30 protein-coding genes are annotated in these 23,012 nt (G+C 67.5%); 14 read left to right on the top strand and 16 right to left on the bottom strand.

Features of this window, described 5'->3' with window-relative positions:
* Window positions 1–152 precede the first annotated feature (152 nt).
* Both MRBLWO13_RS05325 and MRBLWO13_RS05320 read right to left on the bottom strand, forming a co-directional pair.
* A complete protein-coding gene (locus MRBLWO13_RS05325; RefSeq protein WP_341976764.1) occupies window positions 153–1,628 on the bottom strand; it encodes an NCS2 family permease in 1,476 nt (491 codons plus the stop codon).
* A 49-nt stretch (window positions 1,629–1,677) separates the two neighbouring features.
* Window positions 1,678–2,208 carry a nucleoside deaminase gene (locus MRBLWO13_RS05320; RefSeq protein WP_341976763.1) on the bottom strand — a complete coding sequence of 177 codons (531 nt, stop codon included), beginning with the start codon at window positions 2,206–2,208 and terminating at the stop codon, window positions 1,678–1,680.
* Between the two features lie 236 nt (window positions 2,209–2,444).
* Between MRBLWO13_RS05320 and MRBLWO13_RS05315 the strand changes: the two genes are divergently transcribed.
* Genes MRBLWO13_RS05315 through pnuC form a run of 6 tightly spaced genes read left to right on the top strand, consistent with a single transcriptional unit; the run spans window position 2,445 to window position 7,445 of the window.
* Window positions 2,445–2,852 carry a TOBE domain-containing protein gene (locus MRBLWO13_RS05315; RefSeq protein WP_341976762.1) on the top strand — a complete coding sequence of 136 codons (408 nt, stop codon included), beginning with the start codon at window positions 2,445–2,447 and terminating at the stop codon, window positions 2,850–2,852.
* The gene (gene modA, locus MRBLWO13_RS05310; protein WP_341976761.1) at window positions 2,849–3,664 is read left to right on the top strand and encodes a molybdate ABC transporter substrate-binding protein; all 816 of its coding nucleotides are present in this window, start codon (window positions 2,849–2,851) and stop codon (window positions 3,662–3,664) included. The genes MRBLWO13_RS05315 and modA overlap by 4 nt, the downstream gene beginning before the upstream one ends.
* On the top strand, window positions 3,661–4,485 hold the full coding sequence (locus MRBLWO13_RS05305) for an ABC transporter permease (protein WP_341976760.1): 825 nt from the start codon (window positions 3,661–3,663) through the stop codon (window positions 4,483–4,485). Before modA ends, MRBLWO13_RS05305 begins: the two co-directional genes overlap by 4 nt.
* A complete protein-coding gene (locus MRBLWO13_RS05300; protein ID WP_341976759.1) occupies window positions 4,482–5,537 on the top strand; it encodes an ABC transporter ATP-binding protein in 1,056 nt (351 codons plus the stop codon). Before MRBLWO13_RS05305 ends, MRBLWO13_RS05300 begins: the two co-directional genes overlap by 4 nt.
* A 33-nt stretch (window positions 5,538–5,570) precedes the next feature.
* Window positions 5,571–6,668: a GTP 3',8-cyclase MoaA gene (moaA, locus tag MRBLWO13_RS05295; RefSeq protein WP_341976758.1), complete on the top strand. Its 1,098-nt coding sequence runs from the start codon at window positions 5,571–5,573 to the stop codon at window positions 6,666–6,668.
* Window positions 6,669–6,728: 60 nt separating this feature from the next.
* A complete protein-coding gene (pnuC, locus tag MRBLWO13_RS05290; RefSeq protein WP_341976757.1) occupies window positions 6,729–7,445 on the top strand; it encodes a nicotinamide riboside transporter PnuC in 717 nt (238 codons plus the stop codon).
* Window positions 7,446–7,460: 15 nt separating this feature from the next.
* Here pnuC and MRBLWO13_RS05285 read toward each other — a convergent pair whose 3' ends face one another.
* The 3 genes from MRBLWO13_RS05285 to MRBLWO13_RS05275 are packed head-to-tail and all read right to left on the bottom strand — an operon-like array spanning window position 7,461 to window position 8,820.
* The gene (locus MRBLWO13_RS05285; RefSeq protein ID WP_341976756.1) at window positions 7,461–7,742 is read right to left on the bottom strand and encodes a HigA family addiction module antitoxin; all 282 of its coding nucleotides are present in this window, start codon (window positions 7,740–7,742) and stop codon (window positions 7,461–7,463) included.
* A gap of 11 nt (window positions 7,743–7,753) precedes the next feature.
* On the bottom strand, window positions 7,754–8,032 hold the full coding sequence (locus MRBLWO13_RS05280; protein WP_341976755.1) for a type II toxin-antitoxin system RelE/ParE family toxin: 279 nt from the start codon (window positions 8,030–8,032) through the stop codon (window positions 7,754–7,756).
* Window positions 8,029–8,820: a hypothetical protein gene (locus tag MRBLWO13_RS05275; RefSeq protein ID WP_341976754.1), complete on the bottom strand. Its 792-nt coding sequence runs from the start codon at window positions 8,818–8,820 to the stop codon at window positions 8,029–8,031. Before MRBLWO13_RS05275 ends, MRBLWO13_RS05280 begins: the two co-directional genes overlap by 4 nt.
* A 185-nt stretch (window positions 8,821–9,005) precedes the next feature.
* Here MRBLWO13_RS05275 and MRBLWO13_RS05270 point away from each other — a divergent pair, with 185 nt between their 5' ends.
* Window positions 9,006–9,791 carry a DNA/RNA non-specific endonuclease gene (locus MRBLWO13_RS05270; protein ID WP_341978280.1) on the top strand — a complete coding sequence of 262 codons (786 nt, stop codon included), beginning with the start codon at window positions 9,006–9,008 and terminating at the stop codon, window positions 9,789–9,791.
* A 10-nt stretch (window positions 9,792–9,801) separates the two neighbouring features.
* Here the strand turns inward: MRBLWO13_RS05270 and MRBLWO13_RS05265 are convergent, their stop codons facing one another.
* Both MRBLWO13_RS05265 and MRBLWO13_RS05260 read right to left on the bottom strand, forming a co-directional pair.
* Window positions 9,802–10,173, bottom strand: a complete 372-nt coding sequence (locus MRBLWO13_RS05265) for a hypothetical protein (RefSeq protein ID WP_341976753.1) — start codon at window positions 10,171–10,173, stop codon at window positions 9,802–9,804.
* Entirely contained in the window at window positions 10,170–11,255 is a 1,086-nt protein-coding gene (locus MRBLWO13_RS05260) for a serine hydrolase domain-containing protein (RefSeq protein ID WP_341976752.1), read from the bottom strand. The genes MRBLWO13_RS05265 and MRBLWO13_RS05260 overlap by 4 nt, the downstream gene beginning before the upstream one ends.
* Before the next feature lie 132 nt (window positions 11,256–11,387).
* Between MRBLWO13_RS05260 and MRBLWO13_RS05255 the strand changes: the two genes are divergently transcribed.
* The gene (locus MRBLWO13_RS05255) at window positions 11,388–12,044 is read left to right on the top strand and encodes a histidine phosphatase family protein (RefSeq protein ID WP_341976751.1); all 657 of its coding nucleotides are present in this window, start codon (window positions 11,388–11,390) and stop codon (window positions 12,042–12,044) included.
* 30 nt (window positions 12,045–12,074) lie between these two features.
* Here the strand turns inward: MRBLWO13_RS05255 and MRBLWO13_RS05250 are convergent, their stop codons facing one another.
* The 7 genes from MRBLWO13_RS05250 to MRBLWO13_RS05220 form a co-directional block, all read right to left on the bottom strand.
* Window positions 12,075–12,476: a VOC family protein gene (locus MRBLWO13_RS05250; RefSeq protein WP_341976750.1), complete on the bottom strand. Its 402-nt coding sequence runs from the start codon at window positions 12,474–12,476 to the stop codon at window positions 12,075–12,077.
* Window positions 12,477–12,519: 43 nt separating this feature from the next.
* Window positions 12,520–13,275, bottom strand: coding sequence for an amino acid ABC transporter ATP-binding protein (locus MRBLWO13_RS05245; RefSeq protein WP_341976749.1), 756 nt, complete (start codon window positions 13,273–13,275; stop codon window positions 12,520–12,522).
* Complete coding sequence (locus MRBLWO13_RS05240; RefSeq protein ID WP_341976748.1) at window positions 13,272–14,138, bottom strand: amino acid ABC transporter permease; 867 nt, start codon at window positions 14,136–14,138, stop codon at window positions 13,272–13,274. Before MRBLWO13_RS05240 ends, MRBLWO13_RS05245 begins: the two co-directional genes overlap by 4 nt.
* The gene (locus MRBLWO13_RS05235) at window positions 14,135–14,986 is read right to left on the bottom strand and encodes an ABC transporter substrate-binding protein (protein WP_341976747.1); all 852 of its coding nucleotides are present in this window, start codon (window positions 14,984–14,986) and stop codon (window positions 14,135–14,137) included. The genes MRBLWO13_RS05240 and MRBLWO13_RS05235 overlap by 4 nt, the downstream gene beginning before the upstream one ends.
* 112 nt (window positions 14,987–15,098) lie before the next feature.
* A complete protein-coding gene (locus MRBLWO13_RS05230; RefSeq protein WP_341976746.1) occupies window positions 15,099–16,397 on the bottom strand; it encodes an amidohydrolase family protein in 1,299 nt (432 codons plus the stop codon).
* Complete coding sequence (locus MRBLWO13_RS05225) at window positions 16,394–17,836, bottom strand: adenosylhomocysteinase (RefSeq protein WP_341976745.1); 1,443 nt, start codon at window positions 17,834–17,836, stop codon at window positions 16,394–16,396. Before MRBLWO13_RS05225 ends, MRBLWO13_RS05230 begins: the two co-directional genes overlap by 4 nt.
* A gap of 52 nt (window positions 17,837–17,888) precedes the next feature.
* Window positions 17,889–18,068, bottom strand: a complete 180-nt coding sequence (locus MRBLWO13_RS05220; RefSeq protein WP_341976744.1) for a hypothetical protein — start codon at window positions 18,066–18,068, stop codon at window positions 17,889–17,891.
* Window positions 18,069–18,145: 77 nt separating this feature from the next.
* On the opposite strand from MRBLWO13_RS05220, the gene MRBLWO13_RS05215 reads away from it, so the two are divergent.
* From MRBLWO13_RS05215 to MRBLWO13_RS05195, 5 genes are read left to right on the top strand one after another with little or no spacing between them, the layout of a single operon-like run.
* On the top strand, window positions 18,146–18,595 hold the full coding sequence (locus tag MRBLWO13_RS05215; protein ID WP_341976743.1) for a carboxymuconolactone decarboxylase family protein: 450 nt from the start codon (window positions 18,146–18,148) through the stop codon (window positions 18,593–18,595).
* Entirely contained in the window at window positions 18,595–19,128 is a 534-nt protein-coding gene (locus MRBLWO13_RS05210; protein WP_341976742.1) for a putative immunity protein, read from the top strand. Before MRBLWO13_RS05215 ends, MRBLWO13_RS05210 begins: the two co-directional genes overlap by 1 nt.
* A 48-nt stretch (window positions 19,129–19,176) precedes the next feature.
* On the top strand, window positions 19,177–19,404 hold the full coding sequence (locus MRBLWO13_RS05205) for an RNA-binding S4 domain-containing protein (RefSeq protein WP_341976741.1): 228 nt from the start codon (window positions 19,177–19,179) through the stop codon (window positions 19,402–19,404).
* A gap of 45 nt (window positions 19,405–19,449) precedes the next feature.
* Window positions 19,450–19,959, top strand: a complete 510-nt coding sequence (locus tag MRBLWO13_RS05200) for a GNAT family N-acetyltransferase (protein WP_341976740.1) — start codon at window positions 19,450–19,452, stop codon at window positions 19,957–19,959.
* Window positions 19,956–20,273, top strand: coding sequence for an NIPSNAP family protein (locus tag MRBLWO13_RS05195; RefSeq protein ID WP_341976739.1), 318 nt, complete (start codon window positions 19,956–19,958; stop codon window positions 20,271–20,273). The genes MRBLWO13_RS05200 and MRBLWO13_RS05195 overlap by 4 nt, the downstream gene beginning before the upstream one ends.
* Before the next feature lie 51 nt (window positions 20,274–20,324).
* Here the strand turns inward: MRBLWO13_RS05195 and MRBLWO13_RS05190 are convergent, their stop codons facing one another.
* Window positions 20,325–20,891 (bottom strand): dihydrofolate reductase family protein, encoded by a 567-nt coding sequence (locus tag MRBLWO13_RS05190; RefSeq protein WP_341976738.1) that lies wholly within the window; start codon window positions 20,889–20,891, stop codon window positions 20,325–20,327.
* Window positions 20,892–21,106: 215 nt separating this feature from the next.
* The gene (locus tag MRBLWO13_RS05185) at window positions 21,107–21,985 is read right to left on the bottom strand and encodes an RNA polymerase sigma-70 factor (protein ID WP_341976737.1); all 879 of its coding nucleotides are present in this window, start codon (window positions 21,983–21,985) and stop codon (window positions 21,107–21,109) included.
* A gap of 219 nt (window positions 21,986–22,204) precedes the next feature.
* On the opposite strand from MRBLWO13_RS05185, the gene MRBLWO13_RS05180 reads away from it, so the two are divergent.
* Entirely contained in the window at window positions 22,205–22,960 is a 756-nt protein-coding gene (locus tag MRBLWO13_RS05180) for an SDR family oxidoreductase (protein ID WP_341976736.1), read from the top strand.
* Window positions 22,961–23,012 lie beyond the last annotated feature (52 nt).

Raw genomic sequence — 23,012 nt, 5'->3', positions numbered from 1 at the left:
GTGGATTCCAGCATGCATCTGTACTTTCAGCATGCATCCGTACCCGGTGAAGCGCTCACCTCACAATTCCCGGTCAGAAGACGGACGTTTCCCCGCACACGGATGAGGCCGCCCCCATGCATGGGGGCGGCCTCGGCCGGCGGATGCTTCGGTCAGCCGGCGAGCAACGTCTCGATCGGCCCGCGCACGAAGTACACGGCGAAGCCGACGGCGACGATCCACAGCAGCCAGTGCACCTTGCGGGCACGACCCGCGAGCGTGTTGACGACAGCCCAGGCGATGAAGCCGGCACCGATGCCGTTCGCGATCGAGTAGGTCAGCGGCATCGTCACGATCGTGAGGAATGCCGGCATCGCGACGGCGAACTTGTCGAACTTGATCTCGCGGATCTGCGACATCATCAGCGCGCCGACGATGACCAGTGCCGCGGCGCCCACCTCGATCGGCACGATCGCCGTCAGCGGGGTGAAGAACATCGACAGCAGGAAGAGTCCGCCGGTGATCAGGGCGGCCAATCCGGTGCGCGCACCCTCGGCGATACCGGCCGCGCTGTCGATGAAGACGGTGGCCGACGAGCTCGACGTGCCGCCACCCATCACCGCACCGGCGCCCTCCACCACGAAAGCGCTGCGCAGGCGGGGGAAGGTCGAGTCCTTGCGGGCGATACCGGCCTCTCTGGCGAGACCCGTCATCGCGCCCATGGCGTCGAAGAAGTTCGTGAACAGCAGCGTGAAGACGAGCATGACCGCCGACAGGACACCGATCCGGCCGAAGGAGCCGAACAGGTCGAACTGTCCGATCAGGGAGAAGTCGGGGATGCTCAGCCACTGGGTCGGAAGCCCCGGCACGGACATGTGCCAGCCACCGGGGTTCTCGCCGTCGGCGCCGAACAGCGGTCCGAGCTTCATCGTCGCTTCGACGATGATCGACCCGATCGTGCCGGCGACGATGCCGATGAGGATCGCACCGGGCACCTTGCGGGCGATGAGGATGCCCATCAGCACCAGCGTGCCGACGAAAATGAGGGTCGGGATCGACGTCAGCGAACCGTTGTCGCCCAGCTGCACCGGAGGACCGGCGGGCGTCCGATTGACGAATCCGGCGTCGACGAATCCGATGAAGGCGATGAACAGGCCGATGCCGACGGTGATCGCCGCCTTCAGCGCCTGCGGGACGGCGTGGAAGATCGCGGTCCGGATGCCGGTGGCACCAAGCAGCACGATGAGCACGCCGTTGATCATCACGAGGCCCATGGCCTCGGGCCAGCTGACGTCTCCGACCACCGATACGGCGAGGAAGGAGTTGATCCCGAGGCCTGCGGCGAGCGCGAACGGAACCCGGGCGAACAGTCCCATCAGCACCGTCATCACACCGGCGGTGAGTCCGGTGACGGCGCCGACCTGTGCGAAGTCGAGCGCGGTGCCGGTGACGTCCTCGCCGCTGCTGAGGATGATCGGGTTGAGGATGACGATGTAGGCCATCGCGAAGAAGGTGACGAGCCCGCCGCGGATCTCCTGCGGGATGCTCGAGCCGCGTTTGGTGATCTCGAAGAAACGGTCGAGCGCGCTCACGGGCGGCTGTTCATCCGGGGCGTCCGCGCCTTTGCGGACTTCGGCGGTCTGAGACATGAAAGTACTCTCCTGCTCGGGTGGGGTGAGGCTGAGGAAATCGGGGAGATCAGTAGTCGATGCGAGTGGCCGTCTGGCTCCACTCGGTGAAGGCGGCGACGCGCTGCGCCGGCGGAAGGGGCTCCTGCGCGACGGGCATGATCGCGCGGTCTTCGTCGCCGCCTTCGAAGTAGCGATAGAAGACCGCGTCGTCGAAGCCGGCGTCTGCGGCGTCGTCGCGGTTGGCGGCGAAGTAGACCTTCTCGATCCGCGCCCACAGCGAGGTCGCGAGACACATCGGGCACGGCTCGCAGCTGGTGTAGAGCACCGCACCGCTGAGATCGAAGGTGCCGAGGCCCTGGCAGGCATTGCGAATCGCGGTGACCTCGGCGTGCGCTGAGGGGTCGAGATTCGCGGTGACGCGATTCACGCCCTCGAACACGCGGCCGTCGGCCGAGACGACGATGGCTCCGAAGGGACCGCCGTCATTGCGAACGTTCTCGGTGGCGAGGTCGACGGCGCGAGCCAGGTACTCGGCCGGTGACGGCTGAACGTCTGCGTGCGTCGTGACGATGGACGTGGTGATGCCGGTGGAGTCCATGGTGAAGAGCTTCCTTGCGTTCGATCGGATGCTCGAGGACTCACGGGTTTCGTGCGTGATCCTCGTCGATCCGCTGACTGTGATTTCGTGCCTGACCGCGACCCTCGAGAGGGCTCCGGCGGGACTCTCCGACAGTAACAGCGAAACGGCTGTCCGTCCAGTTTTTTTGGAATTCCTATTCCACCATGCGGTATTGTTGATTGCGCTTCCGCAAATGCGCCACTAGTGTACGTTTCATGACGCATTTCCGGATCAGTGAGGCCGCCTCCCTCCTCGGCGTGAGCGACGACACCGTGCGCCGGTGGGTCGCCGACGGCGTGCTCGCACTGGGGCACGACTCTTCCGGACGCCAGGTCGTCGACGGTGCCGAACTCGCCGCGCGCGCGCAAGCACTGGCGACAGCGGCCTCCGATGTCGGCGACGTCCGCCGCAGTGCGCGAAACCGCTTCACCGGGCTGGTCACGCACGTCGAGATCGACGGCCTGATGGCCCAGGTCGAACTGCAGTGCGGTCCGCATCGCGTGATCACACTGATGTCATCGGAAGCCGCGCGCGAGATGAATCTCCACGTCGGGTCGAAGGCCGTCGCCGTGGTCAAGGCGACCATGGTCATCCTCGAGACGGAACGGGATGCTGCGCAGTGACTGCCCTGTCCCTTCGGCGCCTGGTCGCCGCCGTCACCCTGGTCGGCTGTCTCGGGATCGTCGGATGCTCGGCATCCGGCCCTTCGGGTGAGACGGATGCCGCGAGCACACCGGACCGCCAGGGCGGAGCGGGACTGAGCGGCGAACTCACGATCTTTGCGGCCGCTTCCCTCTCCGGAGCGTTCGACCAGTTGGCAGCGGACTTCGAGGAGCAGCATCCGGGCGTCGATGTCCGCCCGATCAGCTACGACGGCTCCTCGGTGCTGGCCGTCCAGTTGATCGAGGGCGCGGCGGCCGACGTCTTCGCCGCGGCGGACGAGAAGAACATGACGAAGGTGGTCGATGCAGGGCTCGCCGTCGAACCGGAGTCGTTCGCGAGCAACGTCCTGCAGATCGCGGTGGCACCGGGCAACCCCGAGAGCATCGACTCGCTCGCCGCCCTCGCCAGCGACGGGCTCGCCGTGGTGCTGTGCGCCCCCGAGGTGCCGTGCGGCACGGCCGCGCGTGCGCTCCTCGACGACGCCGGCATCGAGCTCAGGCCGGCCAGTGAGGAGCAGAACGTCACCGCTGTGCTCAGCAAGGTGAAGTCGGGCGAGGCCGATGCGGGCCTGGTCTACCGCACCGATGTCGCGGCGGCCGCCGGTGATGTGACCGGAGTCGACATCGCCGGCGCCGAGCGCGCCACCAACGTGTACCCGCTGTCCGCACTGCGGGATGCCGCGAATCCGACCGCGGCAACGGCGTTCGTCGCGTTCGTGCTGTCCGAGTCCGGCCAGCGAGTACTCGCCGAGTACGGTTTCGGAGCGCCATGACCCTGCTCACGTCGTCGCCACGCAGCACCAGGGCACCGCGTCCGCCGTTCTGGATCGTGATTCCCGCGACGCTGGCGACGCTGCTTCTCGTGCTGCCGTTCATCGCCTTGCTCCTTCGCCTGGATTGGGCAGGCGTGCCCGCGACGATCGCCTCGCCCGAGGCTCTGCAGGCACTCGGGCTGTCGATGTCGACGGCGACGATCGCCACGCTGATCTGCGCCGTCCTCGGCATCCCGCTGGCGGTCGTGATCGCTCGCAGCCCCGCCTGGCTGGCGTCGATCCTGCGCACCCTGGCGACTCTCCCGCTCGTCCTTCCTCCGCTCGTCGGAGGCATCGCGCTGCTCTCCCTGCTCGGCCGCGGCGGCATCCTGGGCGGTGCCCTGACGGCAGCCGGCGTGCAGATCCCGTTCACCACCGCCGCCGTCGTGATCGCCCAGGTGTTCGTGGCGCTGCCGTTCCTGGTCATCTCGGTCGAGGGTGCATTGCGCACCGCCGGCACCGGGCACGAGCTGGTCGCATCGACGCTCGGGGCCGGCCGGTTCACCGTGTTCCGCCGGGTGACGCTGCCACTCGTCGCACCAGGGCTCGTCGCCGGTTCTGTGCTCTGCTTCGCCCGCGCACTCGGCGAGTTCGGCGCGACGGCCCTGTTCGCGGGCAACGCCCCCGGCGTCACCCGCACGATGCCGCTCGCGATCTACACCGCGTTCAACGGCGCCGGCGTGCGCGAGGACACCGCGATCGCCCTGTCGCTCATGCTCATCATCGTGGCCATCGGCGTGCTCGTGCTCATGCGCGGCTGGCGAGCGGATGCGATCCGATGACGCTCGACGTCGGCATCCGCGCCCGCGTCGGAGTGTTCCTGCTGGAGGCCGCGATCACGGCGAACGCGGGCGAAGTGCTCGCCGTTATCGGACCGAACGGCTCGGGCAAGTCGACACTCCTCGGCGCGATCGCCGGTCACCACAGTGCCGTCGAAGGCCGGATCACCCTCGGCGGGCGAACGCTGGATCGCTCAGTGCCGCCGGAGCGCCGCCGGATCGGTCTGCTCGGGCAGCGCCCGATGCTGTTTCCGCACCTGACCGCACTGGAGAACGTCGCATTCGGGCCACGCTCGCAGGGGATGCCGCGCACCGAGGCCCGCGATGTCGCGCACGCACAGCTCGCCGATGTCGGACTCGACGAACTGGCGCAGCGGCGCCCTGCGCAACTGTCCGGCGGGCAGCAGCAGCGCGTCGCTCTGGCTCGCGCCCTGGCGGCTGCGCCCGACGCGCTGCTGCTGGACGAGCCGTTCGCCGCCCTCGACGCGCAGACGGCGGGCCAGGCCAGACGACTCGTCTCCGAACTGCGTGACCGGGCCGGCATCCCGATCGTCCTGGTCACCCACGACCCCCTGGATGCGGTCGTGCTCGCCGCGCAGACCGCGGTGCTGCAGGACGGACGCGTGGTGCAGCAGGGCACGACCGCTGAAGTGCTGGGGCACCCGAACTCGCCCTTCGTGGCGGCCGTGGCCGGCGTGAATCTCGTGGCAGGCTCGGCCGATGCCGACGGCATCCTGCAGACGGGCTCCGGCTTGCGCTGGGCAGGGCAGGGCGACCGGCTGCGCTCCGGGGATGCCGGAACCGCGGTGTTCGCCCCCGGCTCGGTGCGGATCCATTCCCCCGAGGCCCTCGTTGACGCGGCCGCCAACACCTGGACCGGCACGGTCGCGCTGATGGAGCCGGTCCCCGGAGGGGTGCGGCTCTTCACGGCGGAGCATCCGGATATCGCCGTCGATTGCCCGTCGTCCACCGCCCTCACCGCAGGGGCGCGACCGGGCGCGCACCTCCGGTTCTCCATTTCCGACCACGACGTCTCGATGCGCCGCTCGTCCTGAGCGGTGCTACCGTAGCCACTCAAAGGGGACGCGATGTCGATCACTCCAGATCCCGCTGCGCATTCGCGGGCCACAGGGGTCATGCGCCTGCCCTCGACCGGCGGCCTGACCGACCGATTCGACCGCTCGCTGCGCGACCTGCGCATCTCGGTGACCGACCGCTGCAACTTCCGCTGCGTCTACTGCATGCCTCGATCGGTGTTCGGTCGGGACTATGCGTTCCTCGATCGGGAGGAGTTGCTCAGCTTCGAGGAGATCGAGAGGATCGCGCGGGTCGCCGCCGCACACGGCGTGCGCAAACTGCGGCTGACCGGCGGCGAACCGCTGCTGCGTCGCGGCATCGAAGATCTGATCGCCCGGCTGGCTGCTCTGCGCACCCCCGAAGGCGAGCGGCTCGAGATCGCTCTGACCACGAACGGCTCGGCGCTGACTCTCAAGGCGCAGGCGCTGAAGGATGCCGGACTCGACCGGCTGACCGTCTCGATCGACTCGCTCGACGACGAACTGTTCCAGCGGATGAACGATGTGCGCTTCCCGGTCGCCCGGGTGCTCGACGGCATCGATGCCGCGCACGCCGCCGGGCTCGGGCCGATCAAGCTGAACATGGTCGTCAAGCGCGGGCTGAACGACGGTGAGATCGAGGGGATGGCGGCGCGGTTCAAGGGAACCCCGTACGTGCTGCGGTTCATCGAGTACATGGACGTCGGCACCTCCAACGGCTGGTCGCTCGACGAGGTGGTGCCCTCAGCCGAGATCGTCGAGCGTCTCGGTGCGCTCTTCCCCCTCGAACCGGTCGGTGCGGCAGTGCCGGGTGAGACGGCCCAGCGGTGGCGGTACACCGACGGCTCCGGAGAGATCGGCGTGATCTCGTCGGTGACGAACACGTTCTGCGGCACGTGCAATCGGGCGAGGATCTCGACGGAGGGCAAGCTGTTCACCTGCCTGTTCGCCACCGAAGGCCACGATCTGCGTGCACTGCTGCGCGGCGGTGCCGATGACGAGGAATTGGCGACGGCGATGGCGTCGATCTGGGGCGCCAGAGACGATCGCTACTCGGAGGTGCGCGCGAGCCTCACGCCGGAACTGCGCGAAGCCCGCCAGCGCATCGAGATGAGCTACATCGGCGGCTGACGCCGCCCGGCTCCTGCTAACGTCGGCGATGCGCTCCCGAAAGCGCGGATGCAGGAAACGATGAACGCGCTGCACTGGCTGGTCGACAGCTTCAACTCGTACTGGACCCTCCCCGGCGGACAGGTCCTCCTCGTGCGAGAGGTGGTCGGCAACGCCTTCGGCCTCGCGAGTGCGCTCGGGGGCATGCGCCGCAAGATCTGGGCCTGGCCGGTCGGAATCATCGGAAACCTGCTGCTGCTCACCGTGTTCCTCGGTTCGGTCCTCAGCCCGGACCACTCGCTTCCGCATCTGCTCGGACAAGCCGGACGTCAGGTGATGTTCATCGCGGTCGCGATCTATGGATGGATGCGGTGGCGACAGGCCGCGGCCGGGGGCGGCCGCCTGACTCCGCGCTGGGCACCGACGGGCGCGCGGATCGGTCTCGTCCTCGGGATGATCGTCGGCACCGTCGCCCTCACGCCGCTGTTCCGAGCACTCGGCTCCTGGGAGCCGGTATGGGCGGATGCCTGGACCTTCGTCGGATCCCTGCTGGCCACCTACGGCATGGCCAAGGGCTGGACGGAGTTCTGGCTGATCTGGATCGCGGTCGATGTGGTGGGGGTGCCGCTGCTCTTCGGCGCCGGCTACTACGTCACCGGGTTCATGTACGTGTTCTACGGCATCTTCACCGCGATCGGCTTCGTGGTCTGGTGGCGGGCGCACGCGGCATCCGCTCCGCCGGTGAACATCACCCCGCCCGATCCGAGCCCGCGGCACGCCCAGGGCGAGCGGGACTGACGTTCATTATCCCGATCAGGCGACGACCAGAGGACGCACCTCGTGCGCTCTTCCGGCCAATTCGCGCGCGAGATCGTAGTTGGTCTGCATCGCGAGCCATGCCCGCGCAGTCCCCACGCCGGATCGCTCCAGGCGCACGGCGAGATTCGGACTGATCCCGGCGTGACCGTGGATCACTCGGCTGAGCGTGACACGGGCGACCCCAAGTCGCGATGCCGCTTCGGCGACACTGAGACCCAGTTCGGCGAGAACGTCCTCGCGGATGATCGAGCCGGGATGCGGCGGATTCTTCATCATGTCCCACTCCCTCAGTGATAATCCCGATAGTCGACGAGTTCGACATCCAGCCCGATGAAACGAAACGTCACGCGCCAGTTTCCGTTCACCCAGATCGACCAGTGCCCCGCGAGTTCGCCCTTGAGCTCATGAGTACGAAAGGACGGAATCGCAAGGTCCGTGGAGGTCTGCGCAACGTCCAGAGCAGCCAGGATTCGGAGCAACTTGGCCGCGTGGTCGGGTTGGATGCCCCGCTTCGAGTCGTCCTGGTAGAGCGCCTCCAGACCCTTATGCCTGAAGCTGACGATCACAATTCCACCGTATCGCGTATCGCATCACGATACAATCCCATCCATTCCGGTAGCCGCGCCGCGAATGTCACGTTCAAGCCGTGCGCCAAGATATTTGCAGGTTCGATGCGCAGGGCTTCCTCCAGGTAGGCGATCGCGAGGGCGCGGCGCCCCTGCGCCCATTGCAGCCAGGCGATGACGCAGAGGAGAGGAGGACGGAACGGTTCCGGTGCGAGCGCCGAAGTGCGGCGGAGCAGCGCGATGGCGCGCTGCATCCGGACACACGACGGAACCCGGCGAGACTCGCCTCGGAAGAGCCGAACCGGGCGATCGTGCGGGATAGCATCCGCGACTCTGAGGTCTTCGATGTACTCGTCGACGGTGATTCCGCGATTGTGCGCGCGAACCGCGAAACGAGCGATCTTTCGAAACTGCTCCTCCCCGATCTTGCGACCGAACGCGACCTGCAGCGCAAGCGATTCGGGGATGCTGGGGAAGGCGCACATGAGAATCAGTTGGGCGTGGAATTCCAGCCCGAGCTCGCGAACGTCGTCGTCGTCGAACAGCGACTCGACGACAGGCACGATCAGCCCGAGAGTTTCGGCGTGCGTCAGCGCCCCGGAGCCGCCATTGCTCTCCAGATTATCCAGAGCGCGCCACGCCTCATTGGAGGACATCACGATCGTCACCTCCGGCAGACCGTCCCGAACCACCATCAGGTGCTCCCACACCTTGTCCCGTTCCTCCGGGTCGATTGGAGGCAGGTGGATAGTGCGTTCGGAGGCGTCGAGTGCGGAGCCGGTGTCCATGTGCCGATCTTCTCGAAGCGGCGATCGAACCGCACCGCCGATCCGCTTCATCATCAAGATCTGTGGAGAACTCGGGCGACATCAGCTGTGTGCAGAACGAGTCACCGACCGCAGGGCTGACGCGCCTCGACGCGATCCGGCCGCGACGAGCATCGACGTCGGTGGCATCCGCCACGATGGAAGACATGACCGATGGCTACGACGCACAGTTCCTCGCCACCCCGCTGCCGCTGCCGAGTCTCGAGCGCCCGACGCGGTTGCTCCCCTACCCGCGGTTCTCCGTGCTGCTCGACCCTGCACGCAGACTCGCGGCCGTCACCGCGGTGAACATCGACGGCGCACGACTGCGCGAACTCCCCCGCACCGGCGAATGGCGGCTCGACCCGAGAGTCGAGGACGGCGAGCAGACCGGCCCCGAGGTCTACGCCCGCAACGACCTCGACCGCGGCCACCTGGTGCGCCGACGCGATCCCGGTTGGGGAGACACCGACGAGGCACGCGACGCCACGGAGGCGACGTTCTTCTACCCGAACGCCGCTCCCCAGGCGGCCGGCTTCAACCAGTCCAAAGAACTCTGGCTGGGCCTCGAGGACCACGTGCTCGGCTATGCCGAGACGACGGATCAGCGCCTGTCGGTGTTCACCGCCCCGGTTCTCGGCGCCGAAGATCCGACCTACCGCGGCGTCCGCATCCCGCTCCGCTTCTGGAAGGTCGCGGCCTGGCAGGGCCCCACCGGCCTCGCCGCCGCCGGTTTCCTGCTGGACCAGTCCGAACTCGTCGACACCCCCGAAGGACTTCTGGCCGCACCACCACTGGGAGCGTTCCGCACATTCCAGGTGCCGGTGGCCGACCTCGCCGGCATCATCGATATCGACCTGGGTCCGTTGCCGGATGCCGACGTGCTGCCCGGACGAACCGCGCGCCCGGGCAGCTGGCTCACTCTCCGTGAGCCCTCCGACATCGTGCTCTGAGGGCGCTCCCCTACCCCCAAGCCGAGATCGCTCCCAGCACGAACACGACGACGCAGAAGAGTCCCGAGATCGCGAGCCTGGCGATGCGCAGTCCCAGCCGGCGGCGCTCGTGCAGCCACGGGAGAGTCGGGACGCGGAGTACGAGACCCGCGACTCCGCCGGCTGCGAGCACGACGGACACCACCCACAGCACCACCGGAACCCCGGCCCACCCCGTCGCGAAATGCAGCACCGTGAACAGAGCGAGCAGTCCGGTCGACTCCGCGATGGCGCCGATCCGATCCGCGATGCCGAATCGCTTCGGTTTCCCGGCCCTGAGCGCGTAGAGCGCCGAGAAGATGACGAGGACGAAAGCGAGCAGGGAGGAGGGCGACAGGCTCATTCGGTGAAGCCTTTCTTGACGAGGTTCAGGACGACATCCGGAAGCTGAGCCGCCGAGTTGGACAGCACCACCGCTCCTTTGCCGCTTTCGCGATCGAGGACGAGGAACGAGGCGAAGCCCCCGGTCTGCCCGTTGTGAAGCGTCAGTGTCGAGCCGTCGTCCTGGTCGAGGATGAGCCAGGCGTACCCTTCCGCCCCGTCTTCGCCGACGAGGTGGCGGTCCATCGCGGATGCCCCGGGGGCGGTGCCGTCGAGAAGCGCCTGCACGTAGCTGGCCATGTCGCCGATCGTCGAGCGGATGCCGCCGGCCGGCGCGAACGGTCCGATCGACCACGCCTCCTGCGGGATCCCCGTGGCCGAGTATCCGGTGGTGAGATCCGGCTGGTCGGCCCCGCCGAGGACGATTCTGCTGTGCGTCATCTGCAGCGGATCGAAGATCCTCTCCTGCACGAGTTCGGGGTACGAGAGACCTGCGCGCTGAGCCAGGGCCTGCCCGAGCAGCGACATCCCCAGGTTCGAGTAGAGGAAGTGTCCGGGGGCGACGAGTTGCTGACGCCCCGCCTGTTCGAGCAGCTCATCTACGGTGCCGCGATACGGATTGCGATTGGTGACGGTGTCGAGGAGAACCTGCGGGGTGGAGGCCTCATCCAGACCCGGCATCCCCGAGTGATGATTTGACAGACTCTCCAACGTGACCCCGCCGGCCGGGGTTCCGTCCAACTCGGGGAAGACCGCGGCCAGGGTCTCCGTCGGTGTCACCTCACCGCGGTCGATCGCGATCGCGAACAGGTTGCCGGTGAAGGTCTTCGTGACGGAGCCGATCTCGTACTCGGTGTCGTCGTCGGCTCCGAAGCCGGCGGTCACCGTCTCGTCGTCGGAGTCCAGATCGATGAACGCGACGCTCACGCGATCGAGCGCGCCAGCCGAATGGGCGTCCTGCTCGACCGCCCGAGCGAGGGCGGCGTCACCGCTCGTGTGCGGCTGAAGGCTCGGAGAGGGTGGAGTGGCGAAGAGGCCGACGGCGACGGCGACACCCGCTGCGACGACGGCGGATCCGATTGCGAGGGGAGATGACCTGGTCATGCATCCATGCCATCAAGAGCGAGCGCGCTGCAGAAGTGACCTCGTGTCATCCCTTTCCGTGACAAATTGCACGGGCGTGCATTCGCGTTCGGCGCTGAGCCAGGAGCCGAACCGGCGGAGTACGGTGGCGGTGTGGATGAATCCGACCAGCTGCCTGACCACCCGGCCCCCGACAATCCGCAGGGCAAGCTCGTGCTGCTCCGGCACGGCGAGACGGAATGGTCGAGAACGGGCAAGCACACCGGGCGCACCGACATCCCGCTCACCCCGCGCGGGGAGGACCTGGCCAGAGCGGCCGGCGACCTCGTGCGGGATTACGACTTCGGACTCGTCCTGAGCTCACCGCTGCAGCGAGCACGACGAACGGCCGAGCTGGCCGGGTTGGATGCCCAGATCGACCCGCTGCTGATCGAGTGGGACTACGGCGGGTACGAAGGGCGCACGACCAAGGAGATCCGCGCGGAGCTCGGCTACAACTGGACCGCCTTCGCCCACGGCGTGATCAGGGGCGAGACCCCGGGCGAGACGGTCGAAGAGGTCGCCGCGCGCGCCTCGCGGGTGCTCACCCGCGTGCTGCCGGCGATGGCCGACGGCGACGTCGCGTTGATCGCACACGGGCACTACCTGCGCATCCTCGCGGCGGTGTTCCTGCGTGAGGCTCCTCGTTTCGGCGCGCAGATCACCCTGGATGCCGGCTCCGTCTCGGTGCTGGGCTTCGACCGTGAACAACCAGCGATCCTCGCGTGGAACCACGGTCCGCGCCTGCCGTTGAAACCGTCCGAGTCCTGAGGCCGGAATCGGCGGTCGCCGTCGCGGCAGTCAGTCGCGAAGCACCGCGAACAGCGAGTGGATGTTCCCCTCGGGGTCAGCGAAGAACGCGGAGTAGTGCCCCCAGGTCGTCTGCACCGGTGCCGCGACCACGAGGCCGCCGAGCCTCCTGATCTTCGCGAGCAGCTGATCGACTGCCGGAGCATCGGCGCATTCGAAGTTCAGCTCGAACGCTTGGCCCGATCTCGGCATCCGGTAGTCGGGGTGATCGTGCGTGTTCGGCCCCATGCCGGGGCGGGAGAACACGGCGAACCGCACGCCCTCCCCCTCGAACGCCGCATAGTCGTTCTCGACGATGGCCGGTCGCAGCCCGAGGGCATCACGGAAGAACGCCGTCAGCGCCGCCACGTCGTCGGCCAGAACGGTGATTCCCTCGAGTCGCACGTCAGTCACGCCCTCACGCTAGCGGCGGCCTCTGACATCTGCTCTTCGTGCGTCAGCGCCGCACGCGCGCGAGGAACTCGGCGGTGTCCGGATGCTGCGGCGCGTCGAAGATCTGCTCGGGTGGACCCTGCTCGATCAGCACACCCTCCTTGAGGAAGACGACGCGGTCGGCGACCTCCCGCGCGAACGACATCTCGTGCGTGGCCATCACGATCGTGGTGCCGCGGCGCTTCAGCTCGCGCACCAGATCGAGGACCTCGCCGACCAGCTGCGGATCGAGCGCGCTCGTGATCTCGTCGAGAAGCAGAACGGCGGGGTCGGTGAGGATCGCCCGCACGATGGCCACGCGCTGCTGCTGGCCGCCGGAGAGCCGGTCGGGGTACTCATCGGCCTTGGCGCCGAGCCCGAGGGTCTCGAGAAGTTCGCGGCCGCGGGCGTGCGCCTCTGCCGTCGGCATCCGGTGCACCTTGCGCGCCGCCAGCGTGACGTTGTCGAGCACGCTGAGGTGCGGGAACAGGTTGAAGTGCTGGAAGACCACGCCGATGCGGGCACGCACGGCGTCGGCATCCACCCGGGGGTCTGTGATGTCCTCGTCCGTGAGGAAGATCTGACCGTCGTCGACGCGCTCGATGAGGTTCATCGTCTTCAGCAGAGTGGATTTGCCCGATCCCGATGCGCCGATGAGCACGACCACCTCGTGTGCACCGACCGCGAGGTCGACGCCACGGAGCACCTCGTGGTCGCCGAAGCGCTTGCGCACGCCCCGGGTCTCGATGACGGGAGGAGTTTGACCCTCGGGAACGGTCATACGACGCCTCCGGCCTGCTCGCGCTTGTTCAGTCGCGCCGTGAGAGCGTCCGTGAGCCGGATCATCGGCCAGCTGAGGGCGATGAAGAACAGACCGGCGACGATGTACGGCGTGTAGTTGTATGTGTCGGCGACCTGCAGCTGCGCCGCGCGCACCGCATCGATGACGCCGAGCACCGAGATCAGGCCGACGTCCTTCTGCATGGACACGAAGTCGTTCATGAGCGCAGGGACCACCTTGCGGACGCCCTGCGGGATGACGACGATCCGCAACGTCTGCGCGTGGCTGAGTCCCAGCGATCGGGCGGCGACGCGCTGCGAGGGGTGCACGGCCTCCATCCCGGCGCGCAGCACCTCGGCGACATACGCCGAATAGGTGAGGATGATCGCGATCGTTCCCCAGAACGCCGGGGGCATCCGCGGGAAGATCATCAGGGCCGGGATGCCGAAGCCGATCAGGTAGAGCACGATCAGAAGCGGGATGCCGCGGAAGAAGTCGGTGTACGCCGCGGCGAGCGCACGCAGCGGGAAGAACACCGGGCCCCGCAGCGATCTCGTCGTGGCGAGGAGCGTGCCGAGGATGGCGACGCCGACCGCGGCGATGACCAGCACCAGGAGGTTCGTCAGCAGCCCCTGGAAGATCGGTCCGATGCTCTTCACCGCGATCTCGGGGTCGAAGAACGTCTGACGGACGACGGCCCAGCCCGGGGTGTTGACGATGATGACAGCGAGCACCGCGACGAGCACGACGCTGCTGACGAGGGCGATCAGGACCGAACGGCTCGTCGCCCGACGCCGCAGAGCACGGCGTGACAGCTCGAGGTCGCTCGGCTGCCACGCCGTGTCGGCGGAGGTGCTGGTCACTTCAGGACGGGGACGTCGACCGCGTCACTGAGCCACTCCTGCTGCAGCTCGTCGAGCGTGCCGGCGTCGCGCAGGGCGTCGACCGCATCGGTGACCGCTGCCGTGAGCGCCGAGCCCTTCGGCAGCACGAACGCGAACTGGTCGCCGCCGTCGGTGCTCGCGAACTGGCCGGTCACGGTGGCGTTGTCGACCAGGGCGCCGGTGACGTAGAACGCGCCGGGCAGGTCGGTGATCATGGCATCGATCTGGCCGCCCTTGAGGGCGAGCACGACGTCATCGACGGTGTTGAAGACGCTGAGGTTCGCCTCGCCGAGCTGCTCCTTGGCGACGGTGTAGCTGGTGGTGCCGGATGCGACACCGACCGTGGCCTTCTTGAGGTCGGCGATCGAGGTCGAGGATGCGGCAGTCGAGTCGTTCAGCGCGACGACGGCCTGAGTGGTCGTGTAGTACGGCGAGGAGAAGTCGACGGCCTTCTTGCGCTCGTCGGTCACCGAGAACTGCTGGATGTTGATGTCCCAGTCCTTCGGGCCCGGTGCGATCGCCGCGTCGAAGCCGGTGCGCACCCAGACGATATCGTCGGCGTCGAAGCCCAGCTGCTCGGCGACGGCGAGCGCCACGGCGCCCTCGAACCCTTCACCGTTGGACGGGTCGTCGTCGACGAACCACGGCTCGTAGTTGGGCTCACCCGTCGCGATCGTGAGCTTGCCGGCGGTGACGGTCTGCAGCGAGCCGTCATCAGTGCCGGCGGACGAGTCTGCCGGCGCACCGGCGCAGGCGGCGAGAGAGGCAGCGGCGAAGACGGCGACGGCTGCGGCCGCGGCGCGGCGAAGGGTGGTGGCAAGGGGCACGGCTACTCCTGAATAGAGTTCGGTTTTGGTACCAGCGTAGGCGAGTGCCCCCGCCGTGAATCAGCGGCATCGAAACCTGGCGACACGAAGTCGTTCGGCGTCTCGATGGCGGTCATGAGATCGACCCAGGGATCACAGGGAACGACGATGCGGCATAGCGGAGCACGCCCGACACGACGGTGGCCGCGGCTCGGCCCGCGCCCGTCTCGACGAGCTCGGCGATCGAATCGCCCCCCGCCGGCACGTCGAAGAACGTCAGATCGGCGAGTGCGCCGACGGCGAGGTAACCGGTGCGGTCGGGGCCGACGTCGATCCCCATCGCGTGAGCACCGCCGATGGTCGCAGCTCCCAGCAGACGTGCGTGCAGGTCGCGGTCGGTGTACCCCTGCGCGCGGGCGATGCGGGCGAGTTCGGCGACGTCGGCGAGCACATCGAGCGAGGGACTGGACGAAAGGGAGTCGGTGCCGACCGCGATCGGGCTGCCCTCGCGCAGGTAGGCGGCGATCGGTGGTTCCTCGAGTCCGATGACGGCGTTGGAACGCGGGCACAGCGCGACGGTGGTGCGGCGCTCGCGAAGGATCGCCCGGTCTCGTGCACTCATGTAGACGCCGTGCGCGATGTGGCAGTCGGGTCCCAGGACGCCGAGCTGGTCGACGAACTCGGTCGCGCTCGTGCCGAATCCGGCATCCCGCAGCTCCTGGAAGCTCGCGAGCCCTGCGGTGTGCCAGGCCTGCGGATGCTCGTGCGCGAACTCGCTCTCGAACGCGGCCTCACCGAGGTGGATGTGGATGCGCCCGCCGCGCTCGCGCACGATGTCGGGGATCTCCAGCAGCGGCTCGATGTCGAGGGAGTAGGGCGCGTGGGGAGAAAGCCCGGTTCCTGGAGGGGTGGGCAGGGCGTCCAACGCCTGCTCGACCTGAGCACGTCCCGTGCGTGCCCATTCCGTGTTGGTCCAGCTCATCACCTCCCAGTAGGTGATGCCGTGCAGGCCCGCATCGTGGAGCGCCGTCGCGGCGACGTCATCGGTCACCACATCGGCGATGGCAGTGGTTCCGGAGCGCAGCGCCATCTCGGCGCCGGCTGCCGCATCCACCCCCCAATCACGTCCGCCTTCGTAGACGGGATCGAACGCTCGGACCCAGTCGTCGAAGCCGTCGTACTGTCCTCGTCCCACCTGCGCCATGCCGGTGTACTGCAAGTGCGTATGCGCGTTCACGAGCCCCGGCGTGAGAACACCCGGCCAGTGCACCTCCTCCGCGGCGATTCCGCGATCAGCCAGAGAGCGCAGAACCCATGCCCGCTCACCGACGTGCATGATGCGTCCGTCGCGGACGGCAACGGCGCCGTCGACGATCGGGGGCGCCGTGATCGGCACCACGAGCCCGGCCGAGAACACCGTGACCGCACTCATGCCATCGCTCCGCGGAATCGCGGCGAGCGCCATTCGCGCTGCGCCTCGACCTGTGCCGGGCTGCGCTCGTCGATCCGCTCACCGCGGACCGCGAGGGAGGCGACCGCGATCGCCGTGTCGGCGGCAGCCGGGAACGGATGCACGCCCGGCGGCAACGTCGATGTGAGGAGCTGTTCGACGGCGGCGAGCTGCACCGCGAACGAGAGGTCCATGATCTCGATCGGATTGCCCTCGGCCGCAGCGAGGTTCACACACCCGCCGCGAGCGATCAGCACTGCCCCTTCACCCACGCGGTCGAGGAAGGGCGAGGTCGCGCCGCTCTCGGTCGCGTAGGGGCGCAGGCTCGAGAGATCGACGTCGACCTCATGGGGCACACCGCCTGCGACGGCGACGATGCGCGCAGTGCGCAGTGCTTCGGCGCCGATCGTATGCGCGACCCCGGTCGCCGAGACGACGAGCGCACCCGGCGCGAGGTCTTCGAGCCGTCCGATGTCGTAGCCGTCGTGCGCGGCGCGGAGTGCCCGGACCGGATCGGTCTCCGTGACGTGAACACGCGCGCCGAGGGCACTCAGGTGCGCAGCCACGCCTTCCCCGACGGGACCGTAGCCGATGACGACGGCCGGCTGGTCGCGGATCCCGATGCCGACAGCATCCAAGGCGTCGGCGATCGCGAACACGCAGGACTGCCCCGTACCGTATCGGTTGTCGAAAGATGTCTTCATCGGAGCATCGTTGACGGCGATCACCGGGATGCCGAGTACGCCCTCGCGCTCCATCACCCGGAGCGGTGTGAGCCCGCTCGTGGTCTCCTCGGCGGCACCGCGCAGTGACGAGGCGAGACCCTCCTCGTGAGCGAGGCGGATGAGGTGCGATCCGTCGTCGAGCAGCAGGTCGAAACCGCGGCGCAGGAAGGAGACCGCAGCGGCCCGCTCGACGGCACCGGAGATCTCGGGGTCGCCGTCGACGGGGATGCCGCGGGCACGCAGAACGTCGGCGACGGATACGTCGATCTCGTCGGGGTGAGCGTAGACCGCGACCGTGGCACCCGCGTCGCGCAGCAGCAGTGCGAGCTGTGCCGTCTTCGGCTCGAGCACCATCGCGATGCCGATCCGAACCCCTCGCACCGTTCCGGCATCACGCAGTCGCCGAGCGAGGTCGGTCGAGACCGGCATGTGCGCACCCGCGGCGTCGACCCGCGCCGCTGCGGTGTCTCGCGGAGGCAGCGGGCGTCCATTGAGCCGAATCTCCGGCGACTCGCCCGGAGCGAAGACGACACCGCCGTCACCGAAGCGGGCGCCGAGCGCCGGGAGGAGTTCGCGCAGTGCGTCGGCGACAGCATCCGTCCCGACGACCGAGAACTCGCGACCGGCGACGAGCAGGTTCGTCTCGCGGGCGAAACGGCGCACAAGACGCTCAGCAGAGGTGGTCGCTTCGGTCACTCGTTCAGCGTAGACGCACCGGGCAAGGCGCCATGCGCTGCGTCCTGAGCCGTCACTTGCCGTCGGAGCGGAACAGGTTTCGCAGCACGAAGAACACCACGACCGCCACCACGGCGACGATCGCCAGCTTCGCGATGAACCAGAGCAGCGAGAACAGCGCTCCGACGATCCACCAGGCGATGACCACGGCGATGACGACGCCGACGACAGTCCAGAGAGAGTTCTTGGTCATGGGTCCAGCCTAGGGCGGGCCGCTTGACGCAGTCTCTACTGTGGAAGGCGCATCCGCGTCGGAACGAAGGAGACACCGTGTCGCATGTGAACATCGGCAAGATCTACGCTGCCCCATACCGGGCGATGCTGGAGTTCAGCGCCAAGGCCGCTGAGGCCGGAGTGGATGCCGGACTCTCGCCGTTGCTCGTCGAACTCGTCAAGGTGCGGGCCTCCCAGCTCAACGGTTGCGCCTACTGCCTGAGGATGCACTGCGCCGATGCGGTCACGCACGGCGAGACGCCCGAACGACTGGCGGTGCTCGCTGCGTGGTGGGAGTCGCAGTACTTCAGCGCCGAGGAGCAGGCGGCGCTGCAGATCACCGAGCGGGTGACCATGATCGGCGACCATGGCCGGCTCGCGGATCGTGGCGTCGACGTGGAGAGCATCCTGAACGAGAAGCAGATCGCGGCCGTGACCTGGCTCGCCGTCGCGATCAACAGCTGGAATCGCATCGCGGTCAGCAGCCAGTATCCGGTGGGTCCCTGATGGGATCTCCGCAGGCATTGAGTGAGGCCGATCGCCGAGTCGTCGCCGCCTGGGCAGCGGACTGCGCGGAACGAGTACTGGCGTTGTTCGAAGCCGAAGAGCCTGCAGATCCGCGCCCACGGGATGCGATCACTCGAACTCGCGCCTTTGCCGGCGGCGACCTCGATGCCGCCGGGGAGATCCGTCGCCGCTTCGTCGCGGGTCGCGCCGCGAAAGCCGTGACTGCTCCGGCCGCTGTGGCAGCCGCCAGGGCAGCCGCGCAGGCGTCTGGCGTCGCTCACATGGGCGCTCATGCTCTCGGTGCAGCGGCATACGCTGCGAAGGCCGCAGGTTTGGCAGCGCCGGATCGCCCAGATGCCATGCATGACGAGATCCACTGGCAGCTGAGTCATCTGTCCGCCGAGGCAAGGGCCGCGCTTCAGCGCCTCCCTCTCCTGGGCGAAGACTCTGCCGGCCCACTCGGACCTGGGCTTCTCGGTTCTGGCGTTCTCGCAGAGGTCATCCGCGTCATCCAGGCCGACCTGCATGGATGAGCACCCGAGTGCGGCATGCTCCGCCTCGAGGACGGTTAGCATTCAGGAATGACGAGCACGGATCCGATCGAAGACGTTCCCACCGGAGGCGAGGTCATCCGCCTCGGACAGTTCCTCAAGTTCTCCGGCCTGCTCGACTCCGGCGGCAACGCCAAGGAGGTCGTCATCGATGGGTACGTCAACGTGAACGGTGAGGAAGAGCGTCGCCGGGGGCGCCAGCTGCAGGACGGCGACCTGGTCACGTTCGAGGGGCGCACGGTTCGCGTTCGCCGCTGACCTCGGCTCTCCTGGGGTGACGCCGCCACTACCTACACTGAGGTAATGCCCAGCCCGCGACCGCTCACCTTCGAGATCGTCGACCCCCACAGCGAGGATGGGGCGAGGGTGCTCGTGCGGTACTACGCGGACATCGTCGGCCGGTACTGGGGGCGCGCGGCGACGCCGGCCGAGACCGAGAATGCGATGCTCGACGAGCCCAGTGACCACCTGCGCGGTGACGGAGGGTTCCTCGTACTCGTTCGAGATGGAGCGGATGCGGTCGGGTGCGGCGGTGTCCGCATCGTCGAGCCGCACGTCGGCGAACTCACGCGGATCTACCTCGATCCCGTTGTCCGCGGCCGCGGTGCGGGACGAGCCTTGCTGAGCGAACTCGAGGCGATCAGTATCCGTCGGGGAATCCGGACTCTGCGGCTGACCGTGCGCCAGGACCTGGTGGAGGCTCATGGGCTCTATCGGCGTTCAGGGTATGAGCCGGTCGAGGCGTTCTCGACGTCGCCTTATGCCGATCACTTCCTTGCGAAAGAACTCGAGCCACTCGAAGGGGCACCATGATCTCCATCCATCTCCGATACGAAATCGATCCGGACAAGCTTGACGAATTCCGTGAGTACGGGCGCCTCTGGATCCCTCTCGTCGAGCGTTTCGGCGGACGTCATCACGGTTATTTCCTCCCCAGCGAAGGAGACAGCGACGAGGCATTCGCGCTCTTCACCTTCGATTCCCTCGCGGCATACGAGCGTTACCGTCAGGATTCTGCGAACGATCCGGACTGCATGGAGGCGTATCTCTACGCGAAGCGCACCGGGTGCATTCGACGCTACGAACGTCGGTTCCTGACTCCGCTGTTCGGCGCAGCCGACGAGTAGGGCCACCTCGCACTCGGCAGCATGCCGATCGTGGGAGCGGACCGCCCGGGGTCAATCACCGGGAGGGCCATCCAACACGGTCGGAATGTACTCGAGCAGCTGGATGCTCATGTCGAATGTGCGGGCTTCGACGAGGTCCAGGCGGACATCCGGGTAGCCGTCGAAGATGCGGTCGCGGCCGCTCGCCCCCGTGATGACGGGGAAGATCCCGACCCGGTACCTGTCGACAAGACCCGCCCCCAGCAGCGAACGGCACAACGCAATGCTGCCGATGGTGCGCAGCGGTCGATCGGAATCCTCTTTGAGCCGCCGGACGTACGCGACGGCATCCTCTCGCACCAGCGTCGAGTTCTCCCACATGAGCGGCTCCGCCAGAGACGAGGAGAAGACGTATTTGGGGATGCCGTTCAGCACGTCCGTGCCCGGCTCTCCGCCAGCCGTGAGCTTCGACATCACCCGATAGGTCTTCGCGCCCATGAGCAGAGGGTCGTCCTTGTCAGGTGCGCCCTCGAGCCATTCGAGATACCCGGGGCTCTCCATACCCCACCATCCCGGCCACCCCTCGGCGGCACCGTAGCCGTCGAGGGAGCAGATGAAGTCGATCGTCAGCGTCTGCATCGTCGTCTCCTTCGTGCCCCGCGTCGCCACGCGTCAACGGCGACGCGGAGCCGAACGGATCTTTCGGGCAGGAGTCTAGGCCGGTCGACGGCGCGGCGGAACCCTGTCTCGCGGCACGCGACTTCCGCTGCCGACGACGATGGTCGCGGCCATGGTCGCTGCAGCGGCGTAGCCAGGACTCCCACGGCGCGGCCACGCCGGGAACGGCATCCGGGTCACGCGCCGACCGCGGTCACGTGCCCCAGTTTCTGCGGGCTCATCACCCAGAGAATCTGAAGAATTCCTTCGCTCGACGTCGTCGCGGTGACGAGTGTGGTGACCACACCGTCCTCGGTGAGCGTTGCGGCGGGCTGGCCGTTGACTTGAACCCAGTCGATCGCCTTGTTCCTCCAGAAATGGCTCGCGAACGCGGCGATGAACTTCGCCACTTGCAACCGTCCGGTCACCGGAACACGCGCCGCGATCTTGACCCCGTTGCCATCGGTGTAGCTCACGACATCCGCGGCGAAGAGCGATTCGAGTTCTCGAGGATCACCCTTCTGCGCGGCCGTGAGAAAAGCCTCGAGCAGTCGCCTCTGCGAGGAAGGGTCCACCGTCGCGTTCCTCGCGGAGGACAGATGCGACCGCGCTCTGCTGACAAGCTGCCGCGCGTTGACCACGCTGCAGGAGATCACCTCCGCGATGCGCGCGTACGGATAGTCGAACGCCTCCCGCAGGATGTACGCCGCGCGCTCCGTCGACGTCAGCTTCTCCAACGTCAGCAGGATCGCGAACTGCAGCGCCTCCGCGCGCTCTGCGCCGAGGGCGGGATCGTCTTCCGTGTTCACCGGTTCGGGGAGCCACGGCCCGACGTACGTCTCCCTTCGCAGGCGGGCGGACTGCAGGACGTTGATCGACAACCTGGTCGCGATCGTGGTGAGGAATGCCGCCGGCTCCTGCACCTTCGTGCGATCCGTGTTCTGCCACCGGATCCAGGTCTCCTGAACGATGTCTTCGGCGTCGGCCACCGTGCTCAGCATGCGATACGCGATGCCGAACAGCCGTCGACGGTGGGCGTCGAAAGCCTCCACCGCCTGGTCGAGATCGTCACGCACAAGGGAATTGTCGCCGTTCCTCGTCACTTCTTCCACTCTCATGCGAGTCCGTTCTCAACCTGCACCTGTTCATGCGGATGCCGCTCTCCAATGGAGACCGGACAGCGACGCGATTTGTGACAGCCGGATATGAGCGGCATCCGCGGGTCGTCACATCGGGGGCATCCGCGCTGTCATAGCTGATGGGTGCCTCTCGGCCCCCTGAGAGGAAGGAATGACATGGCGAAAATCGTCGTAATCGGAGGCACGGGTCTCATCGGCTCGAAGGTCGTCACGAAGCTCACGGAGCATGGCCATGAGGCTGTTGCCGCGTCACCGAATACCGGCGTCAACTCCCTCACGGGCGAAGGTCTCGCCGAAGCGCTGGCCGGCGCGAACACAGTCATCGACGTGTCCAACTCGCCGTCTTTCGCCCCGGACGACGTAATGGACTTCTTCACGACGTCGACTCGCAACCTGCTCGTGGCAGAAGCCGAGGCCGGCGTGACCCATCACGTCGCCCTCACGATCGTCGGAACGAACCGACCGCAGAGCATCCCCTATTTCGCGGCGAAAGTCGCCCAGGAGAAGCTCATCCGCGAATCCGGCATTCCGTACTCCCTCGTGCATGCCACGCAGTTCTTCGAGTTCGTCGGCAGCATCGCCGACATCTCGACGGACGGCGACACTGTGACGCTGCCCGGCGCGCTCATTCAACCGATCGCGGCGGAGGATGTCGCGACCGCAGTGGCTCGCGCGGCGGCCGGTGAACCGGCAGGGGACTTCGAGATCGCCGGCCCTGAGGCCTTCGGAATGGACGAGTTCGCGCGCCGGGCTCTCGCGTTCCGGGGCGACGCCCGCACGGTCGTCCGCGACGACAGCGCTCCGTACTACGGCGCCCGGATCGCGGAGCGCACGCTCATCCCGATCGACGGCGCTCATGTCTTCGAGACACGCCTCGAGGAGTGGTTGCCGCAGAATCCGCCGCGCGGATAGGGAGTCGGGCCAGCGGGACGAAGGCACCCTGGCTTCGGTACGTGCATGCTGT

Source organism: Microbacterium sp. LWO13-1.2, assembly GCF_038397725.1.
GTDB lineage: Bacteria > Actinomycetota > Actinomycetes > Actinomycetales > Microbacteriaceae > Microbacterium.
Note: the sequence above shows the minus strand (reverse complement) of the source record. Positions and strands in the feature narration are given on the sequence as shown.